The organism is Achromobacter sp. UBA2119, from assembly GCF_002331005.1.
GTDB lineage: Bacteria > Pseudomonadota > Gammaproteobacteria > Burkholderiales > Burkholderiaceae_B > Achromobacter > Achromobacter animicus.
Genome location: NZ_DCYD01000008.1, coordinates 88,133 through 111,279, shown reverse-complemented (window position 1 = coordinate 111,279; position 23,147 = coordinate 88,133). Strand labels below are relative to the sequence as shown.

Sequence of the window (23,147 nt, the reverse complement as noted above, 5' to 3'; positions counted from 1 at the left end):
TGCTTCTACCCTTTGCGTGGCGCCGATGCGCCTCAGTGCATGACCCAGCCGCCGTCCACCGCCAGCGTCTGTCCGGAAACGAAACCCGCCTCGTCCGAGGCCAGGAACAAGATGGCCGCGGCGATGTCGCCGGCGTGCCCGCGGCGCTTGACCGACTGGCGTTCGAGCACCATGCGGTTGTAGCCCTCGGGATCGGGATGGATCTTCTCGGCGTCGGTCGGAAACGCGCCCGGCGAAATGGCGTTGACCGTGATGCCCCACTTGCCGAACTCGCGGGCGAAGGCGCGCGTGGCCCCTACCATCGCGCCCTTGGACTGCACGTAGGGCAGCAGGTTTTCCCAACCGCCCGATAGGGTGATCGACGAGATGTTGATCACGCGGCCCCACTGCTGTTCGCGCATGCCCGGCAGTGCCGCGCGCACGATCTGCACGGCGGCCTCCACGTTGACACGGTGTACGCGCGCCAGCTCGGCATCGCTGTATTCCTCGAACGGGCGCGACGGATAGATGGCCGCGTTGTTGATGACGACGTCGATCGTGCCCTCGGCCGTCAGCCGCTCAAGGTGCGATTGCAGCGCGCTGGCGTCGGCAAGGTCGGCCTGCAGGATCTGAAGCTGGCCGGCCAACTGCGCCGGCACGGTGCTGCGCAAGCGATCGATATGCCCGGCGTGGTTGTCCAGCGCAATCACACGTGCGCCCGCTTCCAGCAGCGCAATCGTGGTGTCCACGCCAAAGCCGCCCGCGGCGCCCGTGTACAGCACGCGGCGGCCTTGCAACGAGAAGCGCGCGCTCATGTGCGCCCCGCGATGGGCGCAAAGCGTCCCGACAACGGCGGATAGTCGGTCTCGGGCTGCACCGCGATTGCGCGGATACGAGCTTCGCAGGCCGCGATGTCGGCGGCCGAGCCCAGCACGCTGAACGTGGTGTCGTAGCGGCGCTCGTCGCCATGCTCGAGCCAGATGAGCTCGTTGCGCTCGCGCGCCGCGCCCTGGCCCAGCACATGGTTGGTGGAGGGCTCGATGCCCATTGCATACTGGCCGGATTGCAGGTTCTGCCATTGATACTGGCAGGGGAATTGATGCTTGTAGGTGCTGACCTGCATGCCCAGGCCCAACGCGTCGTTCACCAGGGCGACCGGCACGCTGCCGTCGGCCGCGGCGGCCATCTCGTGCTGCCACACCTGCTCATGAAAGCCCAGCTGCGGCGCCGGCATGCGGCGGTAGCCCACGCCCTGCTTGCGGTAGTCCTGCTCGTGCGCGGCCCACACCACCTCGCGGATCGGCGCCAGATAGCGCGAGTCTACATCCAGCACCGGATAGCCCAGGTTGATGTGATAGCAGAGCATATGGGGCGTGCGGTAGAAGCCACGATTCACGACACGATCCGACAGCTTGATGTCGTTGGTGCCCACCTCGATCTCGATGCGGCGGTGCAGCTCGAGATGCTCGCCGAACACCGTGCCCTGGCTCACCACGCCTTCGGCCCACAGCACGCAGCGATCGCCATCCCAGCGTTCGCCGTAACCGGTCAGCCGCGCGGGAATGGTGCCGACGCGGCCATGGATGGATTGCTTGGCCGTCTTGCGCGGGCCGTACACATAGTTGTCGGCCGGTGCGTCGTACATGAACAGGATGTGATCCAGCCCGCAGGTGATCATGAGCCCGGAAAACGAACGCATCCAGCCCAGTCCGCCCTCGCCTTCGTAGTCGTGCAGCCCGGGGTGGCGAAAGCCCGACGGCGATTGCCATCCCATGGCCATACCGCGATATTCGCAGTCGGCGATGTCCATCGCCCGATCCACCAGCACCGTAAAGCGCAGGCCCGTGCCGCTGCGGAACTCCAGCATGCGGATACCGCGCTCCAGCCCGTCGTCCAGCGTCATCAGGCGTACGCCGGCAAACTGCGCAAGCTGTCCGGTGCGCGCCTCTACGTCGCGGCGCGTCATCCAGGTTCCGTAAATGTCAGGCATGAGTTCTCCCTGGCGGATGCGCGGGCGCGCGTCCACCGGTGTCGGTGTTCGGAATCGTGTTCAAGAGGCGCGCCGCGGACGCTGTTCGTTGATGGCTTCGCGGCGCGCCGGTACTGCTTGGGGCGCCTGCCTACAGACCGTTCGCGCGCAGCCGCTCGTCGAGGAATTGCTTGGCGCGCGGCACGTCGTCTTCGGTCAGGTGTTCGATGATGATGGGAATGTTGGGGTGCTTCTTGGCCAGGCGCTGCAGGTACAGGTCGTAATTGAGCGCGCCCAGGCCCGGCGCCGGCAACTCGATCTCCCCTACCCCACGGAACGTATGGCTTTCCGCCGCGCTGTCGTCACCGATGTCGCTGTGCTTTTCCGACTTGTCATCGCCGGAACGCTTCACGTCCTTGGCATGCGCGATGCAGATCTTGTCGGAGAGCGCGTCAAACACCTGATTGAGCGTGCGGTCCATCTGGTCGATGTTGTGCGCTTCGAAGAAGTTCGTCGGGTCCATCAGAAGGCCCAGGCCCGGGTGGTCTACTTCGGCGAACATGCGCAGCGTTTCCTCGACCGACCCCACCACGTTGTTCACGTAGGTCTCCAGCAGGAACACCGCCCCATGGTCGTAGGCATGCTGCGACAGCTCGGCGATCACCGCGCGGCACTGGTCCCAGCCTTCCTCGGTCTTGTTCTTGGGGTGATGCACCCAGTCGCTTTCGGTGTCGAACGTGCCGGTTTCCGAGATCACGTAAGGCGAGCCCAACTGGCGTGCGTGCGTGAGGATCTCTTTCAGATAACCGTTGCGGCGTTGGCGCTCGGCGGGATCGGGATGCACGATGTTGGTGTAGGCCGAGATGCAGGACACCGGCAGGTTGTAGTTGCGGAAGGTGTCGCGGATCTGCGTGCATTTCTGCGCGGTCAGTTGCCCCGGGCCCAGCTCCATGTCCTTGAAATGCAGGTCCAGCTGCACGGTGTTGAAGCCGTGCGAGCGGATCACCTTGGCGGTGCGCTCCAGCTCATAGGGAAAGTAGCCCGAGAAGATTCCGGTCTGGATCATGATGGTTGTCTCCGTCTGTTTTTCTGTCTGGTTATTCAACAGCCGGCAGCCGTACCGTGCGGCCTTCGGCGATGGACGTGTACGCGGCCTCGACCAGCGCCATCGTGCGTACGTTGTCGGTCACGCTCAACGCAGGCTCGGTGCCGCTGGCCAGCGCGTACTGCAACTGCTCCATCACGCCGATGAAGGCATGCGGAAACCACATCGTGTCCCACGTCGGCGTCACCCAACGCCCGTCGGTATGGCCATTGGCCGCGCGCGAGGCGTAGCTCAGGGTCGACGGCTCGCCGGTGGGCCAGCCGATGGTGCCGCGCGCGACGCCCTCGGTGCCTTCCACGCGCCAGCGGATGTGCTGGTCGTCGGGATATCCCTCGGCCCGCGGACCCGACCACACGTCTTCGAGCGACAGCGCGAGCAGGCCGTTGCCAAAGCGCAGCGTGGTGCTCACCAGCCCATCCTGATGCGCGAACTCGGTGCGCGGATCGGGACGGGTGATGCTGGTGATCTCGGTGGGCTCGCCAAACAGATAGCGCAGGGCATCGAGGTGATGCACGCTCATGTTCGAGAGCGTCAGACGGTCGTAGCCGCGCAGGAAATCCTGCCAGTGCGGCATTGCGTGCATGTCGATCTGCGCAAACACCGGCGTGCCCAGCACGCCCTGGTCGAGCAGCTGCTTGAGCGTGCGCATCGACTGGTCGTAGCGCATGTTCTGGTTCACCGACAGGATCTTGCCGGCGGCCCGGGCCTCGGCGCGCAAGGCGCGGGCTTCATCCAGCGACAGCGCGAGGGGCTTTTGCGCCAGCACGCCGCGCACGTGCGGGGCGCGCAATGCGGCGCGGATCAGCGCGGGCTGCTGGTCGGGCGGATACGCGATGTCCACGATCTCGATCTGCGGATCCGCGATCAGGGCCAGGGGGTCGTCATGCACACACGGGATGCCATAGCGTTCTGCAACCGCGGCCGCTTTGCTGCGGGTGCGTGACGCGATCGCCGCCACGGTGAAGCCGGCCTGCTGATAAGCCGCCAGATGGCACTCGGCCATGATCATGCCGGCGCCGATGCAGCCGATGCGAAAGCGCCGTTCGCGGACGGGGGGGTCGGGCACCAAGGTAGGGTTCGACATGTGCTCCTCCTGCCGGCCTGGTATGCACTGTCGACTGCCTGGCATCGTGCCGTGCTGTGTTTGATGTATTGAGCCGCGATATTCACATCAAAACAATCAGGGGTAAAGACGGTGGGCGCTCATAGGGCCGCGGCGTTACCTTTTTGATCTCGAATGATTGCAAATGATGGCTTATGATGGCCGCGCTGCCATCGTCCTGATGGTGTATTGAGAGCCTGATCCCCCATGCGCCCCACCATTTCCCTCATTGCCCGTGAAGCCGGCATGTCCACCGCGACGGTGGACCGGGTCCTGAACGACCGGGACGGCGTGCGCGGCAAGACGCGCGACCGCGTGTTGGCGATTGCCAATCGCCTGGGCTACTTCGTTCCGGGCGTCGAGTCCGCCAGTCAGGACGTGCGGGTCGATTTCGTCTTGCCCGCCGGCACCAACAGCTTCATGACCGCGCTGGGCCGGCACTTGCTCGAAGAAGCCGCCGCCCGCCCCGACGTGCAGGCCCGCCTGCATCTGATCGAGGGATTCGACGCCAACAAGCTCGCGAAAAAGCTCTACGAACTGCGCGAGCAGACGCAGGCGGTTGGCCTGGTCGGGCTGGACCATCCTCAGGTGCGCGACGCCATCATGGCACTGCGCGACAGCGGCGTGCACGTGAGCACCCTGGTGTCGGACATTCCGATCTCGGCGCGCCTGGGGTACGTGGGCATCGACAACCGCGCCGCAGGCCGCCTGGCCGCGCTATTGCTGGGCCGATTTCTGCCGCATCACACCGAACGCAAGGTCGCGGTGTTCGTGGGGTCATTGGCCTATCGCGGCCACGAAGAGCGCGAGATGGGCTTTCGCTCGCTGCTGAGCGAAGAGTTTCCGCACCTGCGCATCGCCCACACGCTCGAGATCGGCGACGACCGCGACCGCGCCTTTGCCGTCACGCAGGATCTGCTGCGCACAGACCCGCCGCACGCGATCTACAACATCGGCGCGGGCAATCAGGGCATCGCGCGGGCGCTGAAGGAGGCGCGGCCGGCTGAGGCATGGGCGGCCGACGCGTGGCCGGACGCGGCCCGGCCGATCGCGGCCCGGCCGAACGCGGCCCGCCCGGACAATGCGTCCTCCGCCCCTCGCATCGTCTTCGTCGGCCACGACCTCACCGAAGCCACGCGCCGCCTGCTGCTCGATCGCACGATGGACGCCGTGATCGACCAGAACCCGCGCGTCGAGGCACGGGAGATCGTGAAGCTGCTGGTGGCGGCCGTGAAGGGCGCACCGGAACCCAGCTACCTGCCGCGGCTGCAGGTGATCTTCAGGGAAAACATTCCGGAGCCGTGATGGCCCGGCGCGGGCCCGGTCTGGAACCCGTGCGCGCCGTTCGCACCAGCCCGGGCCCAGGCAAAATCCAGCCCATCCGAGGCACTACACGCGCGCTTTTTAGCGCTTCTGCCGGCAAGTCCACGTAAACCCTCCTTTCCGCACGCCGAAGCCCGGCTTGCGAAACCGCGAATTCCCAACCTCGCCCTTGTCGCGCCACACTGCCGATGCCTGCCCGCCATGCGCGGCATCGCGGGCCAAAGACACTACAAGGAGCGAGACATGTCCCACCGATACGCGCGCGCGATCAAGCGCGCAGCCTGGCCCGTGCTGGCCCTGTCCTGCCTGGCTGTTGGCAACGCCGGCGCGCAAGGAGCCTACCCGAATCACCCGATTTCGCTGGTCGTGCCATTTGCCGCGGGCGGTCCCACCGACGTCGTGGCCCGCAGCCTGGGCGCCTCCATGGCCAAGACGCTGGGACAGAGCATCGTCATCGAAAACCGCACCGGCGCCGGCGGCACGCTGGCCTCGCAACACGTGGCGCGCGCCGCACCCGACGGCTACACCTTCCTTATCCACCACAACGGCATGGCGACGGCTCCGGCGCTGTACCGCAAGCTGTCGTTCAATCCGCTGACCGACTTCTCGTATGTCGGCCAGGTCGCCGACGTGCCGATGACCCTGCTTGGCCGAAAGGACCTGCCGGCCGACGGCATGGCCAACTTCATCAAGTACGCCAAGGAAAACGGCAACAAGATCAACCTGGCCAACGCCGGCTTGGGTGCCGTGTCGCAGCTGTGCGGCATGCTGCTGCAGGAGTCGCTGGGCGTGCAGTTCACGACGGTCCCCTACGCGGGCACCGCGCCGGCCATGACCGCGCTGCTGGGCGGACAGGTGGACGTGCTGTGCGACCAGACAACGCAGACCATCCCGCAGATCAAGGCCGAACGCGTCAAGCTGTACGGCGTCACCACGCTGGACCGCATCAAGGCACTCCCGGACGCGCCCACGCTGAAGGAAGGCGGCCTGAAGGACTTCGAGGTGAAGGTGTGGCACGGCGTCTATGCGCCGAAGGGCACCCCGCCCGAGGCGATCGACAAGTTCAACGCCGCGCTGCGCACCGCGCTGAAGGACCCGGCATTCACGCAAAAGATGGCCGAACTGGGCGCCGAAATCGTGCCCGAGGCCAAGCAGACGCCCGAGGGTCTGCAGACGTGGCTGAAGTCTGAAGTGGACAAGTGGGGCGGGGTGATTCGGAAGGCGGGTGTGTACGCGGATTGATGCGGGCTGCGACGTCCCCAGTGCGCCAACGTAAGCCATGACTAGCCCGATTTCTGCCGGCGAAAAAGTGCTGGCGGAAATCGGGCTTTGCTCAAATCAATGGGGAATCGGTTGGGGACACGCCCCGCTCCATCACTAGAGTTGGGACTGGCGCGGGAATCCACACTCATGACGCCCATCGCGTGCAAGTGGTTTTACGGCTGAATGCGGTCGCCGCTGCCAAGGGCCGGCCACCGAGCTTCTTCAAAGCCACACAACTCGTCGATGTCTTTTGGGAACTGCGCGTACGGCACGTTGTATTGAACAAAGGCCTCCACGCTGTCCGGAATAGCGTTGATCAATAGCCAGCCAAGCCAAAGCGGGATAGTGATCGGCGCTTTCAAGGTGCCGTAGGGCTTGGCGAGTCTGCGGCGCAATCCTGCATGCCAGTCTCGGTACGGTTGGAGGGCTTCCTGTCTGCGGCTTAGTCGAGGAGGCAACGGTGCCGGTTTGGGCAAACCGTCGAGACCGTGGGTCATAAAGGCCTGAAGACAGGCCCACAATGCCTTGGTCGATCGGTCGCCGACCGCTACTCCAAGGTTCCCACATGCCACACAGATCTCGGTGGGTGGGGTCATGGCTAAATCCACGCCGAACAGGTACAGCGGATGTCTGGACGTATTGATGGTGCCCGAAAATATCGGTATGTAGCCGGCCAGAGCCTCGACGTGAGCCCAATCGATAGCGTGAAGTCGTTTATCCCTGGGAAAAACGTAATACAGCTTCTGTGTACGCCGATTAATCCGAACATAAGCGCCACGGGTCCGATGCGCTCCGCTGGAAAAGTAAATCAGTGTCGTAACTGCAGGCAACGCCGGCGCGGCCAAGATAATCGAAAGGTAGTTTTCGAGATTCGAATTCTCCTCGTTCAGAATAGCCAGCATCAAGATGACCCCCGTTATCGCTACCACCACACCGAGTCCGATATGTCTGGCGGCTCCACTCTGCGTAAAGTTTGCGTACGTTTCGAGCTCGACACATTGTTCATTGACTCGCCTCACCCCGTCCGGCTGAGGATGCTCTCCCGTGGGCCGGTGGTGGTAAAGAGGCGTACCGCTGAAGCGGAGAGTTCTTGGCAGGCGTTTGGTGTCAGGCATTACTTTGGCGTCCGGACAGATTTGACTTTGACCAATTCGATCGCGTCAAAATGAGGATTTCCGGCAAGAATTTCAATGGCGTAGGCGCATGGGGTTGCCCCAACTCACCGCAAATCGAACCGGCGACCCACGTCATGCTTCGATATCTGGGTAACCCATCACGCCTCAGAGCGTCCACCTTTAACGCGAATGATCGAAGCTCACTTCATCAAACCCGCACAATTGATCGATTTCCTTGGGGAACTTCGTATAAGGAACGTTGTATTGGATGAAGGCTTCAACGCTATCCGGAAAGGCCCCGATTAACAGCCAACCCAGCCACAGTGGAATGGTGATAGGCGCTTTCAGCATGCCTTGGGGTGTGGACAGCCTACGGTGCAGCGCGTCATACCAGTCCCGGTATGGCCTAAGAGTCTCCTGTTTTCGGCTTAGCCGAGGAGGTAGAGGCGGAGGATCAGGTAAACCTTCAGGAGCGTAAGCCATAAAGGCCTGAAGGTAAGCCCAGAGCGACTTCGCAGATCGGTCACCGTCGAACAGGCCGAGGTTTCCGCATGCAACGCAGATCTCGGTCGGCGGGTCCATGGTGTGATCGACACCGATCAAGTAGAGCGGGTGCCGGCTGGCAAAACCATTTGCAGAGACGATGGGGATGTATCCGACCAGTGCCTCAAGTTCATCCCAATCGAGCACGTGTAAGCGCTTATACGTTGAGGAGACGAAGTAGAGCTTGCGGGTTCCCCGATGGATGCGGATAAATGCGCCACGGCTGCGATGACCACCGCCGGCAAAGTAAATAATTGAGATCACCGCCGGCGCCATCGGGACGTAGAGCGCCGTTTCGACAATATCGCGAATAGTGACGCTCTCAATTCCCATAGCAAAGAGCATAAGAGTGCAAATTACGATCGCACCGACGATCGACAGGCCTATAGCACCAGCAGCACCGCTTTGAGTGAAATTGGTAAATGTCTCCAACTCTATCGACTGAGCATTAGTCCTGCGCACACCGTCTGTTTGAGGATGTTCGCCGGTTTGTCGATCGTTTCGCAGCGTCGTGCCCCCGAGGCGAAGATTCTTCGGTAGGCGCTGAACTTTGTCCGTCATCCATGCGCTCCGAACTGCAACCGCTTCTGCAGATCATTCGGGCTACTTGGAAATCGTGTTAATTCGCTCATCTCAGGTTATTCGGTTGTGTGGTTGCCAAGTTGGGTAGCTCGCTTACGCACGTGCGCATTTTTTCTCTTTTGAAGACGGAGATAACCACGGAGAACCGGGCTAACAAAAATGGCAGTTCGCCGCGCTTGTGCCCATAAAAAGGAAAATTTGCTTCGGAAGTGACCGAAGGAGATAGTGGTGCGAATCACGCACGGTTATTTTTCTTGAGCGACGAGGTCTGAGTTTCGGCCTCGGGTGGCCCCCATACGGGATCCAGGTGAGCAGAATCGATTGGGTCAGTAAACCATCCGCCCGCTGAGAATACCAACGGGGTAGGCGCCTTCGGCTGCCGCAGGGCGAGGCTGGGTTCTGACTCAGGGTCAGGAAAGTACAAATACTCCAGCGCGACTTTGGTTTTTTCGTGCATCTGTATGGCCCAACCGCATTCTTCGCCGCTCGCACCCAGTCTGGTGACCAAACATTCTTGGCGATAATCGATAGGGTTTCTCCCGGCGGCATGAGCAATAGGCCCCCTTATCGGAGTTAACTTCTTCCCATGCAAGGTAAACGCGAGCCTCGCCTGGAAGTTTTCTTCTGGCATGTCGTGCATTCCAGGTAGCTGGCAGCTAATGCGGAGATTGCCTACGGAGTAGCCTGTCCGTTGAGCCCAATCGCAAGACATTCGGGGTCGATGGCATAGGCCGTGGAACGCATCCAACTCTTCTTGGTTGGAATAGCGCCGTCTGTCGACGCCCCACGCGCTGTGCTTGAGCCAGATTTCTACCGGCCCATGTTTAGACATATCTATGCCCAAGGAGAAGGCGACCATAGCGAAGCCTGCTACGGTGGCGATGACTATCCAGCCCAGAGGGGTGAGGCCGAGCACTGCGATAGTTCCTCCACCTCCTGCAATGGTGGCTGCAGTTGCCGTACCTCCTGCCCACATGGCGAAGCCCAACAGGCCATTGGCAACGGCTGAGCCGACAAGCATTGCCCCCTGTTCGGGGTTGCTGTTGCGGAACGCGCCAATTGCCCTGAAAGACTCAGCCAGGGCAATGAGGCCGGCGCTACCAGAGCCAAATATAGCGATACCTCTTTTAGCGGCGAATATTTTGGCATTCGTCGCCAGGGCAGTATTGCCTCCAATTCCGGCTCGTACCGCGACCACAGTTGCTCCGATCTCAATGCTGGAGCCAATCAATGCCATGCCTGCACCCAACGCGTTAGTCCGTGCTGCCACGCGGTTTTCACCAGAATGCAAATTCTTTAGCGAACTGCGCATCCCCGCAAGGGCGAGAAACCCACCCAGTCCAGTGAACAAATGTCCGCCTGGCGCGCGCAAGCGATTGAACACTTTGATGAATGGATTGCCTTCCATCTGAATCGACCTGGACGGCGGTAGGGCCGTCTTGTCCGTGGTCGTCTCGCCAAGTTCGCGGTACGTGGTTTCACCAACCTTCACCCAGTCATAGACTGATGTCCTCTTACCCGAAACTGCATGGTCGATCTTGGGCGTTGGCATCTTCCACCCACGCAACCTGTCTTCGCCGAGTGTTTGATACCCTTGGAGCTCATAAGCGGCTCGGTGCAAATCCCCCAGACCGATGTCATAGCGAACAATAGTGAAGCCAGCTCTGACCTCCATTACGTGCCGCAGACGTGGCATCAGTACATCTGCCACCTTGGGCTCCGGCATCGCCTGCAGCAGCCCGATCAGCGCATCGGACGCCGCAGTGAGTTTGTGGTCCTCCAGAAATTTGTCCATAACGCTGAAAAGATTCTTGGCAATCTCTCCAGAGCTCGACTTCAGACGGGCAAGGAGCAACTCACTGCCATATGCCAGCGCGAGCCAATAAGGACTTTTGTCGACGGGCAAACTGACCAGGTCGTTCAGACCCTGTATTCCATCTTTGGAATGCACCAGCCCGCCAATGCACTGAAGAACAGCGTTCTTATAGTCATGCGCGTTGTGAATCACGCTGCGGTCAAAGCAGTGCAGCGCCTTGCCCAATAACCGCGACGGATCGATAAGACGAACCCACGCAAGCGAGTCCATTACCGCTGCTGCAATAGTGCTGTCGAACGCTTTGATTTCCTTGGCGTAACCGTCCGGAAACAACATTGCGCCGGCGTAATTCACCAGGTTTTGCTGCTTCGCCATCGTTTGGCCCAAGGCCGGGTTTTTGCTCGTCTGCTTCTTCATTCCCTGGAAGTAATCGCAGATCAACGTTGCGCTTTGCAGCTTGTGCGCATTTCGACCCGCATATTCCGTCTTGAGCGCCACGGAACGGGTAATCAGGTAATGAAGCTCGCTGGCAATCCCAATCGGATCCTGCAATGCCACCACCAGAGGCGTGAAATCCTTCCGCGGCAGCAACGCGATGTACATGTTGCCCAACACGTTATGGTGGTTTGGCGCCTCTTCTGAGAATTGGATTTCGCTCCACGCGAAAGGCGTGGGCGCACCGTGTCCGTATGGCGAGGCGAGTTCCGGCGCAGCCTGACCCAGCAGCGTCGCGTCGAAGACGTGTTCCTGATAGGGATTGCCGGCAGGCCTGCATTGCGTGCTCAACGCATCGCGAAGCCCGCCCTCGTTGGTCTCGATGGCCCAGAGCTTGCGATGGGACAGCAGCGTGTCACTGACCAGGATGTGTACAGTTTCGGCAGTATTTGCATCTGGCGCGAAAAGATATGTTTGGGCGCCGACCGTATCGGGGCGGCTTAGCCGTCCCGGCGTCGCATCCTGGTCGTCGTCATAACTCCACCAGATGCGGGCGAACTTGACGTCATCAGTAACTTGGTAGTGTTGCGTCCACATGCGTCCATGCTCGAAGTAGCAGAGATAGACGTAGGTGCCCGGGCGCAATGTCCGCAAACCGTACGCTTTGCCCGCCGTGAGTGCGGGATAGCCATCGCTATTCAGGCGGGGAAACACTTCCTTGTCCCACGCGTAATCGGCAATGCCATACCGCAACGGATATAGAGGCACGCCGCGTTCGCAGGGCGGTGGAGAGATGGCTTTGCCAAGGCGTTTCTCGTTCGGGCGGATGGAGCCCAGTGCCTTTTTGAAGTTCACGTGACAGGCTTCCTTTACTAAGCCGCGAGCGCCGAGAGTCGTGCTTGGGCATCCATCAATCGATGCTTTCCGGGAATGTGCCGTTCGCTCAGGATGTCCCGGAGCACGCTATCCTTCGCGAAAAAATCTTGTGGATAGCGAAACCGCAGATCGACGTAGTGGCGAACATCCCGTTCCAGGGTGAGCGCAAGCTGATCAGCGGCCTCGCGAACGAACAGGTCGGTGCGCCGCCACAAGGCCGGTTCATGCTCGGGGTCGTCGTACGCTGGCGTTTGTCGACGAATGCTGCGCACGCAGTCGCGCACGAACCACGCGAGGCTGGCCTGATCGAGTGAGACCTCGTCGGCTTTTGTCAGGGCGATGGGCTCGTCCAGCGCAGGTGCGGCGTGTCCCTGTACGGGAGAGTCGGCACCCAACCATTCGCCCTGATGCTCGTCGCCCGCATACCAGATGAAGCGTTGGATGGGGCCGAACAGCCTGCACAGGGAATGCGCCGTCAAGCCTTCGCAGAACTCTTCGAGCACCCGCGTGCCATTAAGGCTGAACCTGATGGGGAATCCCTCAGTGCCCGTCAGTTGATGCAACTGTTGCAGATGGGCGACGAGGAGGTCGATATCGTCGGGGGCCACCAGGATGATTCCTGCTTGCTGGCGGAGCCAATGTTCAACGGCGTGGTTGAACAAGGCCTTGTCGAGCGGTACCAGCAGGGGTCCGTGTCGATAGCCTGGATTCCGGTATTCCCGAGGCGTGTCGCGCCAGACCCAGCGGTATTCGAAACCACTCTTGATTTGCAGAAGGTCGCTTTCGAGCGTGTCGCTGTGCGCACCGTCCAGAAGAAGCCAGGGGCGAGATCCGTGTTCAAGCGTGGCCCAATCCGGGCATGGCAATGCATTTACTACCCGACGTGTCCATCGGGACGCCTCGGCGATCAAGTCAGTCGCTGCACCCGCCATGTGCGTGTCACTCGTCAGTTGAACGATAAGTCGTTCAATCTAAGGCGGGACCGTCCCCTTGGACATATGAATAGTTCGAAAGCTCAGAAGAGCAGGTCTGATTTGACAGAGGGTTGGGACCGGTTAACAAATCGCCGCTCGTTGGCGAGCTTGCCAACGAACGGTTTCCCAAAAAAGAAAAACCCCCACTCAGCGTATAGCTTCGCGGGGGTTGGGCTAACCGTCTCATGAATTCCGACGGAACCGCCGGCCTATCGCAAGGGGCGGCGGGCGGCAAGCCTGGAGCCGCGCGCAGCTGACGGCTTACACCGTCAGTTCCTTCCAGATCGCCAGCGGCGCTTCAGAACTGTTCAGCGTGTAGAAGTGCACGCCGGGCGCGCCGTTGTCCAGCAGGGTCTGGCACAGCTCGGTCACCACATCCACGCCAAACGCGCGGATGGAGGCCTTGTCGTCGCCGAATTCGGCCAGGCGCAGGCGGATCCAGCGCGGCACTTCTGCGCCGCACATTTCCGAGAACCGCAGCAGCTGCGTGTGGTTCGTGATGGGCATGATGCCCGGCACGATCGGCACGTTCACGCCCTTGGCGCGGGCGCGGTCGACGAAGTCGAAATAGGCGTCGGCGTTGAAGAAATACTGCGTGATGGCGGCATCGGCGCCGGCCTTCACCTTGGTCACGAAATGGTCCAGGTCGGCCGAAGGATTGGCGGCCTGGGGGTGCATTTCGGGATAGGCGGCCACTTCGATATGGAACCAGTCGCCGGTTTCCTCGCGGATGAACGACACCAGTTCATTGGCGTAGCGCAGTTCGCCCGCGTCGCCGCCCATGCCCGAGGGCAGGTCGCCGCGCAGGGCCACCACGCGCCGCACGCCCTCGTTCTTGTAGGCCTGCAGGATGTCGCGCAGATCCTGGCGCGACGCGCCCACGCACGACAAGTGCGGCGCCGCATCGCAGCCCAGATTGCGCAGCGTGCGCACCGCGTCGGCCGTGCCGGCGCGCGTGGAACCGCCCGCGCCGAACGTCACGCTGACGTACTTGGGCTGGATGGCCAGCATCTGCTTGGCCGCACGCACCAGACGCTCCTGGCCGGCCAGATCACGCGGAGGAAAGAATTCCAGACTAAAAGCAGGAGAGTTCGATTCGGACATATCAATCTTTTTATGGCGCCAAGCGCCGCTTAGGGCAGGTGCGGCCCCCGCGGGGTGCCGCGGATCCGGGCTCCGCCGGTCCGCAGGCACGCCCCTGGGGGAAGCGCGCAGCGCTCGGGGGGGCTTTCCCTACGGGATCAGCTTGGTCAGGAGACCGGAAATGATGCTGTAGAGGATGGCGCCGCCCACGGCCCACCAGAACCCGTTGACCTGGAAGCCCTTGAGCACGGAGCCCACGAACCAGAACAGCAAGGCGTTGATGACGATGAGGAAGAGCCCAAGGGTAACGATCGTGATGGGCAGCGTCAGCAGCACCAGGACCGGCTTGACCAGCATGTTCACCAAGCCCAGCACCAGCGCGGCGATCAGCGCCGAACCGAAACTGGCCACCGTGATGCCGGGCAGCAGGTAGGCAACGGCCAGCAAGGCCACTGCGTTCAGGATCCAGACGAGTATCAGTGTCACCATGTTCGAACTCCTGTATTGACGCTCCGCGGACCCGTCGGCGCCGGGCGGCGACGGGCGTGACCCGCAGACCGGAAAACCCGCGCCGACATGGCGCGGAATTTTCCTATTGTGCTACATCCATCAATAGCGGTAGTGGTTGGGCTTGTAGGGGCCTTCGACCGGCACGCTGATGTAGTCGGCCTGGTCCTTGCGCAGGGTCGTCAGCTTGACACCCAGCTTCTTCAGATGCAGGCGGGCGACCTTCTCGTCCAGGTGCTTGGGCAGCACGTAGACTTCGCCGGACTTGTAGGCGTCGTTGCGCGTGAACAGTTCGATCTGGGCGATCGTCTGGTTGGCGAACGAGGACGACATCACGAACGAGGGGTGGCCGGTGGCGCAGCCCAGGTTCACGAGACGGCCCTGCGCCAGCAGGATGATGCGCTTGCCGTCCGGGAAGATGACGTGGTCGACCTGCGGCTTGATCTCTTCCCACTGGCAATCGGCCAGCGCGGCGACGTCGATTTCGTTGTCGAAGTGGCCGATGTTGCAGACGATGGCCTGGTCCTTCATGGCGTTCATGTGCTCACGCGTGATCACATGGTAGTTGCCGGTGGCGGTGACGAAGATGTCGCCGTGGGCGGCGGCTTCTTCCATCGTCACGACCTTGAAGCCTTCCATGGCGGCCTGCAGGGCGCAGATCGGGTCGATTTCGGTGACCCACACTTGCGCGCGCAGCGCGACCAGCGCCTGGGCGCAGCCCTTGCCCACGTCGCCGTAGCCAGCCACAACCGCGATCTTGCCGGCGACCATGACGTCGGTGGCGCGCTTGATGCCGTCGACCAGCGATTCGCGGCAGCCGTACAGGTTGTCGAACTTGGACTTGGTGACCGAGTCGTTGACGTTGATGGCGGCAAAGGCCAGCTCGCCCTTTTGCGACATCTGGTACAGGCGATGCACGCCGGTGGTGGTTTCTTCGGTCACGCCCTTGATCAGCGCCAGGCGGGTCGAATACCACTTGGGATCGCGCTTCAGGGTTTCCTTGATGGCGGCGAACAGGATGCGCTCTTCGTCGCTGCCGGGGTTGGCCAGCACCGAGATGTCCTTTTCAGCCTTGGTGCCCAGATGCAGCATCAACGTGGCGTCGCCGCCGTCGTCGAGGATCATGTTGGCGTTCTGGCCATTGGGCCATTCGAAGATCTTGTGGGTGTACTGCCAGTACTCTTCCAGCGTCTCGCCCTTGACGGCGAAGACCGGGGTGCCGGACGCGGCGATGGCGGCGGCGGCGTGGTCCTGCGTGGAGAAGATGTTGCACGAAGCCCAGCGCACTTCGGCGCCCAGCGCCACCAGCGTTTCGATCAGCACGCCGGTCTGGATGGTCATGTGCAGGCTGCCGGCGATGCGCGCGCCCTTGAGCGGCTGCGATGCGGCGAATTCCTCGCGGATGGCCATCAGGCCGGGCATTTCGGTTTCGGCGATGGCCAGTTCGCGGCGGCCCCAGCCGGCCAGCGACATGTCGGCGACGAGGTAGTCGGAAAAGGATTTATCAGTCACAGCGTTCATGGTGTGTAGGCTCCACGTGAAATACGAACGGCGCACGAGATGGCCGGACAACGCGAATACACCACGACAGTCGAGTGCTCGCCTTTCCCGCCATACGCGACAAAGGTGAGCGCCGTTGCTGTAGCGACGCGCGGGGCGCGGCGCTTGAACAAGGATTCCTGAGCCTGGCGAGCCGGGGTCCGCATGGGTAAGACACATGGGGGACCGCAGGGTCGTCGCAACGCTCCTCAGGATTGCCGGGCATTGTACAAGGTTGGCGCGCCGTGCGGCTAGCAAATCCGGGCGGCGCGTGTGTTTCAGGTGGTGGTCGCCCAGTCGCTGGCCGCGCCGCGCGAATCGCCCTGAGTCAGCGGCACCAGTGCGTCCAGCAGATCCGACGCGACTGAATCCCAGCTGCGGGTCAGCGCCTGCGCGCGCACCGCGTCCCGGTGCAGCGGCAGCGCGGCCAGGCAGGCCCGCTTCAGATCGTCGTCCAGCCGGCCCGTCACGCCCTCCTCGACCACGGCAAGCGGCGCCTCGCTGCGAAAGGCCGCCACCGGCGTGCCGCAGGCCATGGCCTCCAGCATCACCAGCCCGAAGGTGTCGGTCAGGCTGGGAAACACGAACACGTCGGCAGCCGCGTAAAAGCCGGGCAGCGCACCGTCCTGCTGCATGCCCAGGAAGACCGCGTCCGGAAAACGCTTCTTCAGGCGGGCCTCGTCAGGTCCTGCGCCCACCACCACCTTGCTGCCCGGCAGATCCAGGGACAGGAAGGCATCCAGGTTCTTTTCCTTGGCCACGCGGCCCACGCTCAGCCAGACTGGCCGGGGCAGGTCCTGGAACGCCTGGCTGGCCGAGGGCTGGAACTTGCGCGGATCGACCCCGCGCGACCAGACGCGCAGATTCGCCAGGCCACGCCGCACCAGGATGTCGCGCACCGTGGGGGTGGGCACCAGCACGCATTGCGACGGCCGGTGGAACCAGCGCAGGTAGCGCCACGGCAGCGCGGCAGGAATGCCCATGCGCGCCTGCAGGTAGTCCGGAAACATGGTGTGGAACGACGTGGTGAAGCGCCATCCCCGCCGCATCGCCATGCGCCGGGCGGCCAGACCCAGCGGGCCTTCCGTAGCGATGTGCAGCGCGTCGGGGATGGTGTCGCCCAGGATGCGGCGCAGTTGCCGGCCGGGTTGCAGGCACAGCCGCAGATCGGGTTCGGAGGGCGCGGGGATGGTTCGGCTGCCCTCGGGGCTGACCACGATCAACTCGTGGCCCCAGTCGCTGAGGATCTGCCGCATGGTCGACCAGGTGCGGACGACGCCGTTGACTTGCGGATGCCAGGCATCCGTGACGAGAACGATGCGCATGATGGAGCCGGAAGTGGGCAATGGCGCTATTCAGCCTGCGCCATGTGACAAGCCCAAGACGGGGACGCAAGCGCGCGGCTTCGCGACTTTAACGTGGCTTCAATGGGGATGGCGGCGTGGTCATGCCCAGGCGCGGCGGCGCCTCAGTGCGCAGCGCATCAGTTGTTGCGCCGCGGATACCCTTGCGACTTGATGCGGATCCAGACTTCGCGCTTTTCTTCTTCCGACATGAACACCCAGTTGGCGACTTCCATGGCGGTGCGCCCACATCCGCGGCAGATGTCGTCGAACAGCGTGGAGCACACCGCCACGCAGGGTGAATCCGACGCTTTGAAGGCGCGCTGGGCGTCCTCGGCGTCGGGCAATTCGGAAAGATCGGCGAAGTAACGATTCATGGGCCGAAGGTTAACACCAGGGGTGCGTCCCTTTTTGGATAGCCCTATCGCCTGCCGAGGCTTGATTGACAGGCGGTGCGCCCCCGTCCCTTCATCGCCAGCCGAAGAAATTTCCGGCTTCGGCCAGCACCGCGCCCGGCGTTTCCTCGGCCAGATAGTGCGCGCCGGGCAGCGGGCCGCCGGTCACGTCGTCGGCCACCGCGCGCCACAGGGCCAGCACATCGAAGTTCCGGCCCACGGCGCCGCGCTCGCCCCACATCGCGCGCACCGGCATGCGCAGGCGCTCGCCCGCGGCGCGGCCGGCCTTGTCGTGGTCCAGGTCGATCGTGGCGGACGCGCGGTAGTCTTCGCAAATGCCGGTTGCCCAGCCGGGTTGGCGCGCGGCGCGTTCGTATTCGGCCATGGCCTCAGCCGAAAAATGCGCCAGTCCGCCCGGCCGACCGCCCATCACGGACCGCAGATAGAAGACGGGATCGTGCTCGATCATCGTTTCCGGCGCCGGCGCCGGCTGGATCAGCCAGAACCAGTGGAAATAGGCCTGCGCAAAGGCGCGCGTCGTGCCTTCATACATATCCAGCGTGGGCGCGATGTCCAGCAGCATCATGCGCGAGACGGCCTCGGGGTGGTCCAGCGCCAGCCGGTGCGCGACGCGCGCGCCGCGGTCATGCGCCAGGATCTCGAAATGGTCATGGCCCAGACCGCGCATCAGCGCCACCATGTCTGCCGCCATGGTGCGCTTCGAATGCGCGGCGTGATCGGCACTGGCAGCGGGCTTCTCGCTGTCGCCATAGCCGCGCAGGTCGGCAGCCACGCAGGTCCGATGACGCGTCAGTTCGGGCCAGACGCGGTGCCAGATGGCGTGGGTCTGCGGATGGCCGTGCAATAGCAGCAGGGGCGGACCCGAGCCGTCGATGCGCGCGGCGATCTCCACGCCGTTGGCCCGAAAGCGCCGCACCGGCAGGTCGAAAAAGGCGGTCATCTGCGTCATCTCCTTTTGTTGTCGCGCACGTTACGCGCTAGGCGGCGTCCAGCCGGTCGCGCACCTGACGCGCCACGTCCTTCATCCACGGAAAGCGCGCCCAATGGCGGGCTTCAAAACGCTCGACGTCGGGCAGTTGCTGCAGCGTTGCACCCACCATGTCCTGCCCCTGCGCGAACATGTGCCGATGCCGCGCCGGCAGGTCAAAGTGTGCGGTCCAGCCGTCGGCCGCGCGCACCTGCCCGGCCATCACGTCAATGCTGACGCGGTTTGCGCCGGCCGCCGCCGTATTGGACACCTTCGAGAGCAAGGCGTCGACCTCGGCCGGTGGCAACGTCACCAGCAAGAGGCCGTTGTTGAGCGCGTTGAAGTAGAAGATTTCGCCGAAGCTCGACGCGATCACCGCCCGGATGCCGAACTGCTGCAAGCCCCAGACGGCGTGCTCGCGGCTGGAACCGCAGCCGAAGTTCGGGCCCGCCACCAGAATGGACGTGCCCGCGTACGCGGGCTGGTTCAGCACGCAGTCCGGCCGCGGCGCGCCCGCTTCGTCAAAGCGCAAGTCGTACAGCAGTCCCTTGTCCAGTCCCGCCTTGTCGATGATGCGCAGGAACTGCTTGGGCATGATCTGGTCGGTGTCCAGATTGGAGTACGGCAGCGGCGCGGCCACGCCTTCGGTCATGGCATTCATTTGGCGTCTCCCCAGGTGCGCACATCGACGATACGGCCCGCCAGCGCAGCCGCTGCGGCCATCGCGGGACTCATCAGGTGCGTGCGCCCTGCCCGCCCCTGGCGTCCCTCGAAATTGCGGTTCGTGGTGGACGCGCAGCGCTCGCCGGGGCGCAACACGTCGTCGTTCATGGCCAGGCACATCGAGCAGCCGGGCTGGCGCCATTCAAAGCCGGCCGCAATCAGGTCGGCGGCCAACCCTTCGACTTCGGCCTGCGCGCGCACTGCGCCCGAACCGGGCACCACCATCGCCCGCACCCCCGCCGCCACCTTTTTGCCGCGCGCCAGATCGGCCACGACACGCAGGTCTTCGATGCGGCCGTTGGTACAGGAACCGATGAAGACGCGGTCGATCGGCACGCCCGCGATGGGCGCGCCCGCGGCCAGGCCGATGTAGTCCATGGCTTTTTCCAGCGCCAGCCGGGCCAGCGCGTCGGGCTCGTCCCGCGGATCCGGCACGGCGCCATCGACCGGCATTGCCTGATCGGGGCTCGTGCCCCACGTCACAAACGGCGCGATGCGGCCCGCGTCGAACGCGTGTTCCACGTCGAAGCGCGCGTCGTCGTCCGAGCGCAGCGTGGCCCACCAGGCGCGCGCGTCGTCCAGCATGGCGCCGCCCAGCTGCGGCGCGTGCGCCGTGACGTAGGCGTCGGTGACGGCGTCCGGCGCGATCAGCGCGGCGCGCGCGCCGGCTTCGACCGTCATGTTGCACAGGGTCATGCGCGCTTCGGCCGACAGTGCGGCCACCGCCTCGCCGCAGAACTCCACGGCATGGCCGCGCGCGCCCTGCGCGCCGATGCGATGCACGATGTAGATCACCAGATCCTTGGCCGACACATGCGCCGGCAGCACGCCGTCGATGCGGATCCGCATGTTGCGCGCCACGCGGTAGACCAGCGTCTGCGTTGCCAGAATGTGCTCGACCTCGCTGGTGCCGATGCCAAAGCCCAGCGCGCCCAACGCGCCGTACGTGGTGGTGTGGCTGTCGCCGCACAGCACCACCATGCCGGGCAGGATCATGCCGTGTTCCGGCGCGATGACGTGCTCGATGCCTTGCAGCGGATCGGTCGTGTCAAAGAGCGCGATGCGCTGCGTATCGCAATTGCGCTTCAGGTTCAGCGCCTGGCGCGACGACGCATCGTCCGCAATCACGCGCAGCGCGGAAGGCACGGGATGCGTGGGGATGATGTGGTCCACCACCGCCATCTGCTGGCCCGGACGCAATACGTCGCGGCCCCGCGCGGCCAGGCCGCTGAAGGCCTGCGGACTGGTGTACTCGTTCATGATGTGCAGGTCGACGTAAAGCAGCACGTGCTCCGCATCGATCCGGGCCACTTCATGGCTGGCCACCAGTTTGTCGTAAAGCGTCATGCCGGGCATGTCTGTGCTTCCTTGCTTGAAAGAGGCGCCCGCGGTGCACGCGGGCGGGTATTGCGGCCGGCGGTATTGCCGCCGGCTATTGCGGGTGCATCCTGCGCGATCAGTTCGCCTCGATGCCGGCTTCCTTGACGATGCCCGACCAGCGCGTCATCTCGGCGGCCACCATCGCGTCGGTCTTGTCCGGCGTGGTGATCAGCGGTTCAAACCCCTCCCGCTGCATGCGTTGCGTCAGCGCGTCCGTTTTCAACGCCTGCCCCAGCTTCGCGTTCAGCGTGTCGATCACCGCCTGCGGCGTGCCGGCCGGCGCGCTGACGACGAACCAGGTGTTGAATTCATAGCCAGGCAGACCAGACTCGGCGATGGTCGGCACGTCGGGCAGCAGCGGCGAGCGCTTTGTGCCGGTCACCCCGAGCGCGCGCAGCTTCTTGCCGTCGACCTGCGGTTTGGCGGCGGACAGCACCGGAAAACTCATCTGCACCTGGCCGCTGATCGTGTCGAGCATGGCCGGGCCGCCGCCCTTGTACGGCACGTGCATGATCTGCGTCTTGGACACGGACTTGAAGAGCTCCGCGGCCATGTGGAACGTGCTGCCGGTACCGGCCGAGCCAAAGCTCAGTTCGTTCGCGGGACGCGCGCGCACGTACGTCAGCAGCTCGCTCACCGACGCGACGGGCAACGAATTGGTGACCGTCAGCACGTGCTGGGACGTGCCCACCGTTCCCACCGAGCGCAGATCCTTCGCGGTGTCGAATGGCATGTTCTTGAAGAGCGCCGGATTGATCGCCAGCGACATGGTGTTGATGCCCAGCGTGTAGCCGTTGGGTTCGGCGCGCGCCACGGCCGACATGCCGATGTTGCCGGACGCGCCAGCGCGGTTTTCCACGATCACGCTCTGCCCCAGTTCCTTCGCCCACGCGTCGGCGATCAGGCGGGACGCGATATCCACGCTGCCGCCCGGCGCGAACGGCACGATCAGCGTCACCGCGCGTTCAGGAAAGGCATTGTTGGCCGCAGCGCCATGGGCCCAACAGGATGCGGCAACGGCCGCGCACAATGCGCCGGCCAATCTGGCTATCTTCATTTCGGGTCTCCTCGTGTGGCCGCGTGGCGCGGCTCTGTATCGGTGAACCCAGTGTATAGGCCGGTTTCGTTCTTATAATTCGTGGAATTTATAAATCTTTATTAAATTCAATTTATAAATCTCCATGGACGCGCTCTCCGATCTCGCCTTCTTCTCGCTGGTGGTCAAGCACGGCAACCTCTCGGCCACGGCGCGGGAACTGGGGCTGACGCCGCCCGCGATCAGCACCCGGCTGGCCAAGCTGGAGCAGCGGCTGGGCGTGCGTCTGCTGAACCGCACCACGCGACGTGACAGCGTCACGCAGGAGGGCGAGCTGTACTTGGCCGAAGGCGCGCGCATCCTGGCCGATCTGCAGGCCCTGGAACGGTCGGTGTCCAGTGCCCGCGCCCAACCGCAGGGCCTGCTGCGCCTGAACGCGACGTTCGGCTTTGGACGCGCGCACATCGTGCCCGCCGTTTCGGATTTCTGCAGGCAGTTTCCCGACGTGGAAGTGCAGATGCGCCTGACCGACAGGCCGCTAAACCTGATCGAGGAAGGCTTTGACGTGGCGGTGCGCTTCGGCGACCTGCCGGACGCGCGGCTGACGGCGCGCAGGATTGCCTCAAACCGGCGCCTGCTGTGCGCATCGCCGCGCTACCTGGAGATTCATGGCGAGCCGCGCGCCCCCGGCGACCTGCAGCGCCACCGCTGCATCGTCGTGCGCGAGAACGACGTGGCCTACGGCACCTGGCGGCTGGAATCCGGCGCGCGCGCGGAAACAGTGAAGGTGCGCGGCCCGGTCAGTTCAAACGACGGCCAGAGCGCGCTGGAATGGGCGCTGGACGGCCACGGCATCGTCATGCGGTCCGAATGGGAAACGGCGGCGCACCTGCGCGCGGGCCGGTTGCAAGAAGTGCTGACCGACTGGCGCACGCCGCCCGCGGATATTCACGCGCTGTACCCGGACCGCCTGAACCTGCCGGCCAAGACGCTGGCGTTCGTGGACTTCCTGTCGCGACGCTTTGCGCGCCGCCTGCGGGCACCCGGCTCCGACGCCGCCGTGTGGTGAGG

The 23,147-nt window shown here is 63.7% G+C and carries 20 protein-coding genes and 1 riboswitch; of the genes, 3 read left to right on the top strand and 17 right to left on the bottom strand.

Annotated features, from left to right (window positions below; all coding sequences use genetic code 11):
- Nucleotides 1-32: 32 nt before the first annotated feature.
- The 4 genes from B3098_RS04245 to B3098_RS04230 all read right to left on the bottom strand — a co-directional run bounded on the left by B3098_RS04245 (nucleotide 33) and on the right by B3098_RS04230 (nucleotide 4,137).
- Nucleotides 33-794: an SDR family NAD(P)-dependent oxidoreductase gene (locus B3098_RS04245; RefSeq protein WP_286891957.1), complete on the bottom strand. Its 762-nt coding sequence runs from the start codon at nucleotides 792-794 to the stop codon at nucleotides 33-35.
- Entirely contained in the window at nucleotides 791-1,969 is a 1,179-nt protein-coding gene (locus B3098_RS04240) for an aldose 1-epimerase family protein (protein ID WP_286891956.1), read from the bottom strand. Before B3098_RS04240 ends, B3098_RS04245 begins: the two co-directional genes overlap by 4 nt.
- 130 nt (nucleotides 1,970-2,099) lie before the next feature.
- Nucleotides 2,100-3,014, bottom strand: coding sequence for a sugar phosphate isomerase/epimerase family protein (locus tag B3098_RS04235; RefSeq protein WP_175124945.1), 915 nt, complete (start codon nucleotides 3,012-3,014; stop codon nucleotides 2,100-2,102).
- A gap of 31 nt (nucleotides 3,015-3,045) precedes the next feature.
- Nucleotides 3,046-4,137, bottom strand: coding sequence for a Gfo/Idh/MocA family protein (locus tag B3098_RS04230; protein ID WP_286891955.1), 1,092 nt, complete (start codon nucleotides 4,135-4,137; stop codon nucleotides 3,046-3,048).
- 225 nt (nucleotides 4,138-4,362) lie between these two features.
- Here B3098_RS04230 and B3098_RS04225 point away from each other — a divergent pair, with 225 nt between their 5' ends.
- Together B3098_RS04225 and B3098_RS04220 are read left to right on the top strand one after the other, a co-directional pair.
- Nucleotides 4,363-5,460, top strand: coding sequence for a LacI family DNA-binding transcriptional regulator (locus B3098_RS04225; protein WP_286891953.1), 1,098 nt, complete (start codon nucleotides 4,363-4,365; stop codon nucleotides 5,458-5,460).
- A gap of 261 nt (nucleotides 5,461-5,721) precedes the next feature.
- Nucleotides 5,722-6,720, top strand: a complete 999-nt coding sequence (locus tag B3098_RS04220; protein ID WP_175136834.1) for a tripartite tricarboxylate transporter substrate-binding protein — start codon at nucleotides 5,722-5,724, stop codon at nucleotides 6,718-6,720.
- Nucleotides 6,721-6,914: 194 nt separating this feature from the next.
- Here the strand turns inward: B3098_RS04220 and B3098_RS04215 are convergent, their stop codons facing one another.
- From B3098_RS04215 to B3098_RS04155, 13 genes are all read right to left on the bottom strand, one after another.
- On the bottom strand, nucleotides 6,915-7,643 hold the full coding sequence (locus tag B3098_RS04215; RefSeq protein ID WP_286891950.1) for a DUF6708 domain-containing protein: 729 nt from the start codon (nucleotides 7,641-7,643) through the stop codon (nucleotides 6,915-6,917).
- Nucleotides 7,644-8,036: 393 nt separating this feature from the next.
- Entirely contained in the window at nucleotides 8,037-8,960 is a 924-nt protein-coding gene (locus B3098_RS04210; protein ID WP_286891948.1) for a DUF6708 domain-containing protein, read from the bottom strand.
- 256 nt (nucleotides 8,961-9,216) lie between these two features.
- Complete coding sequence (locus B3098_RS04205; protein WP_286891946.1) at nucleotides 9,217-12,087, bottom strand: toxin VasX; 2,871 nt, start codon at nucleotides 12,085-12,087, stop codon at nucleotides 9,217-9,219.
- Nucleotides 12,088-12,104: 17 nt separating this feature from the next.
- Nucleotides 12,105-13,019: a DUF4123 domain-containing protein gene (locus B3098_RS04200; RefSeq protein ID WP_286891944.1), complete on the bottom strand. Its 915-nt coding sequence runs from the start codon at nucleotides 13,017-13,019 to the stop codon at nucleotides 12,105-12,107.
- A gap of 324 nt (nucleotides 13,020-13,343) precedes the next feature.
- Complete coding sequence (metF, locus tag B3098_RS04195; RefSeq protein WP_056571275.1) at nucleotides 13,344-14,186, bottom strand: methylenetetrahydrofolate reductase [NAD(P)H]; 843 nt, start codon at nucleotides 14,184-14,186, stop codon at nucleotides 13,344-13,346.
- A gap of 129 nt (nucleotides 14,187-14,315) precedes the next feature.
- The gene (locus B3098_RS04190; protein WP_056327402.1) at nucleotides 14,316-14,651 is read right to left on the bottom strand and encodes a phage holin family protein; all 336 of its coding nucleotides are present in this window, start codon (nucleotides 14,649-14,651) and stop codon (nucleotides 14,316-14,318) included.
- 123 nt (nucleotides 14,652-14,774) lie between these two features.
- On the bottom strand, nucleotides 14,775-16,193 hold the full coding sequence (gene ahcY, locus B3098_RS04185; protein ID WP_175124937.1) for an adenosylhomocysteinase: 1,419 nt from the start codon (nucleotides 16,191-16,193) through the stop codon (nucleotides 14,775-14,777).
- Nucleotides 16,194-16,293: 100 nt separating this feature from the next.
- Nucleotides 16,294-16,428: riboswitch (S-adenosyl-L-homocysteine riboswitch) on the bottom strand.
- A gap of 61 nt (nucleotides 16,429-16,489) precedes the next feature.
- Nucleotides 16,490-17,536, bottom strand: coding sequence for a glycosyltransferase family 4 protein (locus tag B3098_RS04180; RefSeq protein ID WP_175124936.1), 1,047 nt, complete (start codon nucleotides 17,534-17,536; stop codon nucleotides 16,490-16,492).
- 158 nt (nucleotides 17,537-17,694) lie between these two features.
- Nucleotides 17,695-17,931 (bottom strand): DUF1289 domain-containing protein, encoded by a 237-nt coding sequence (locus tag B3098_RS04175; protein WP_175124935.1) that lies wholly within the window; start codon nucleotides 17,929-17,931, stop codon nucleotides 17,695-17,697.
- A 91-nt stretch (nucleotides 17,932-18,022) separates the two neighbouring features.
- Nucleotides 18,023-18,910 (bottom strand): alpha/beta fold hydrolase, encoded by an 888-nt coding sequence (locus tag B3098_RS04170; protein ID WP_286891943.1) that lies wholly within the window; start codon nucleotides 18,908-18,910, stop codon nucleotides 18,023-18,025.
- A gap of 37 nt (nucleotides 18,911-18,947) precedes the next feature.
- Nucleotides 18,948-19,598 (bottom strand): 3-isopropylmalate dehydratase small subunit, encoded by a 651-nt coding sequence (gene leuD / locus B3098_RS04165; RefSeq protein WP_286891942.1) that lies wholly within the window; start codon nucleotides 19,596-19,598, stop codon nucleotides 18,948-18,950.
- Nucleotides 19,595-21,016, bottom strand: a complete 1,422-nt coding sequence (gene leuC / locus B3098_RS04160) for a 3-isopropylmalate dehydratase large subunit (protein WP_279975688.1) — start codon at nucleotides 21,014-21,016, stop codon at nucleotides 19,595-19,597. Before leuC ends, leuD begins: the two co-directional genes overlap by 4 nt.
- Nucleotides 21,017-21,116: 100 nt before the next feature.
- On the bottom strand, nucleotides 21,117-22,097 hold the full coding sequence (locus B3098_RS04155) for a tripartite tricarboxylate transporter substrate binding protein (RefSeq protein WP_286891939.1): 981 nt from the start codon (nucleotides 22,095-22,097) through the stop codon (nucleotides 21,117-21,119).
- Nucleotides 22,098-22,221: 124 nt separating this feature from the next.
- Here B3098_RS04155 and B3098_RS04150 point away from each other — a divergent pair, with 124 nt between their 5' ends.
- Nucleotides 22,222-23,145, top strand: coding sequence for a LysR family transcriptional regulator (locus tag B3098_RS04150; protein WP_286891938.1), 924 nt, complete (start codon nucleotides 22,222-22,224; stop codon nucleotides 23,143-23,145).
- The last annotated feature ends 2 nt before the right edge of the window (nucleotides 23,146-23,147 follow it).

Excerpts from the sequence above, each read along its gene's own strand:
- B3098_RS04245 (WP_286891957.1), bottom strand. The coding sequence starts at position 794 with ATGAGCGCGCGCTTCTCGTTGCAAGGCCGCCGCGTGCTGTACACGGGC.
- B3098_RS04240 (WP_286891956.1), bottom strand. The coding sequence starts at position 1,969 with ATGCCTGACATTTACGGAACCTGGATGACGCGCCGCGACGTAGAGGCG.
- B3098_RS04235 (WP_175124945.1), bottom strand. The coding sequence starts at position 3,014 with ATGATCCAGACCGGAATCTTCTCGGGCTACTTTCCCTATGAGCTGGAG.
- B3098_RS04230 (WP_286891955.1), bottom strand. The coding sequence starts at position 4,137 with ATGTCGAACCCTACCTTGGTGCCCGACCCCCCCGTCCGCGAACGGCGC.
- B3098_RS04225 (WP_286891953.1), top strand. The coding sequence starts at position 4,363 with ATGCGCCCCACCATTTCCCTCATTGCCCGTGAAGCCGGCATGTCCACC.
- B3098_RS04220 (WP_175136834.1), top strand. The coding sequence starts at position 5,722 with ATGTCCCACCGATACGCGCGCGCGATCAAGCGCGCAGCCTGGCCCGTG.
- B3098_RS04215 (WP_286891950.1), bottom strand. The coding sequence starts at position 7,643 with ATGCTGGCTATTCTGAACGAGGAGAATTCGAATCTCGAAAACTACCTT.
- B3098_RS04210 (WP_286891948.1), bottom strand. The coding sequence starts at position 8,960 with ATGACGGACAAAGTTCAGCGCCTACCGAAGAATCTTCGCCTCGGGGGC.
- metF (WP_056571275.1), bottom strand. The coding sequence starts at position 14,186 with ATGTCCGAATCGAACTCTCCTGCTTTTAGTCTGGAATTCTTTCCTCCG.
- ahcY (WP_175124937.1), bottom strand. The coding sequence starts at position 16,193 with ATGAACGCTGTGACTGATAAATCCTTTTCCGACTACCTCGTCGCCGAC.
- B3098_RS04180 (WP_175124936.1), bottom strand. The coding sequence starts at position 17,536 with ATGCGCATCGTTCTCGTCACGGATGCCTGGCATCCGCAAGTCAACGGC.
- B3098_RS04175 (WP_175124935.1), bottom strand. The coding sequence starts at position 17,931 with ATGAATCGTTACTTCGCCGATCTTTCCGAATTGCCCGACGCCGAGGAC.
- B3098_RS04170 (WP_286891943.1), bottom strand. The coding sequence starts at position 18,910 with ATGACCGCCTTTTTCGACCTGCCGGTGCGGCGCTTTCGGGCCAACGGC.
- leuD (WP_286891942.1), bottom strand. The coding sequence starts at position 19,598 with ATGAATGCCATGACCGAAGGCGTGGCCGCGCCGCTGCCGTACTCCAAT.
- leuC (WP_279975688.1), bottom strand. The coding sequence starts at position 21,016 with ATGCCCGGCATGACGCTTTACGACAAACTGGTGGCCAGCCATGAAGTG.
- B3098_RS04155 (WP_286891939.1), bottom strand. The coding sequence starts at position 22,097 with ATGAAGATAGCCAGATTGGCCGGCGCATTGTGCGCGGCCGTTGCCGCA.
- B3098_RS04150 (WP_286891938.1), top strand. The coding sequence starts at position 22,222 with ATGGACGCGCTCTCCGATCTCGCCTTCTTCTCGCTGGTGGTCAAGCAC.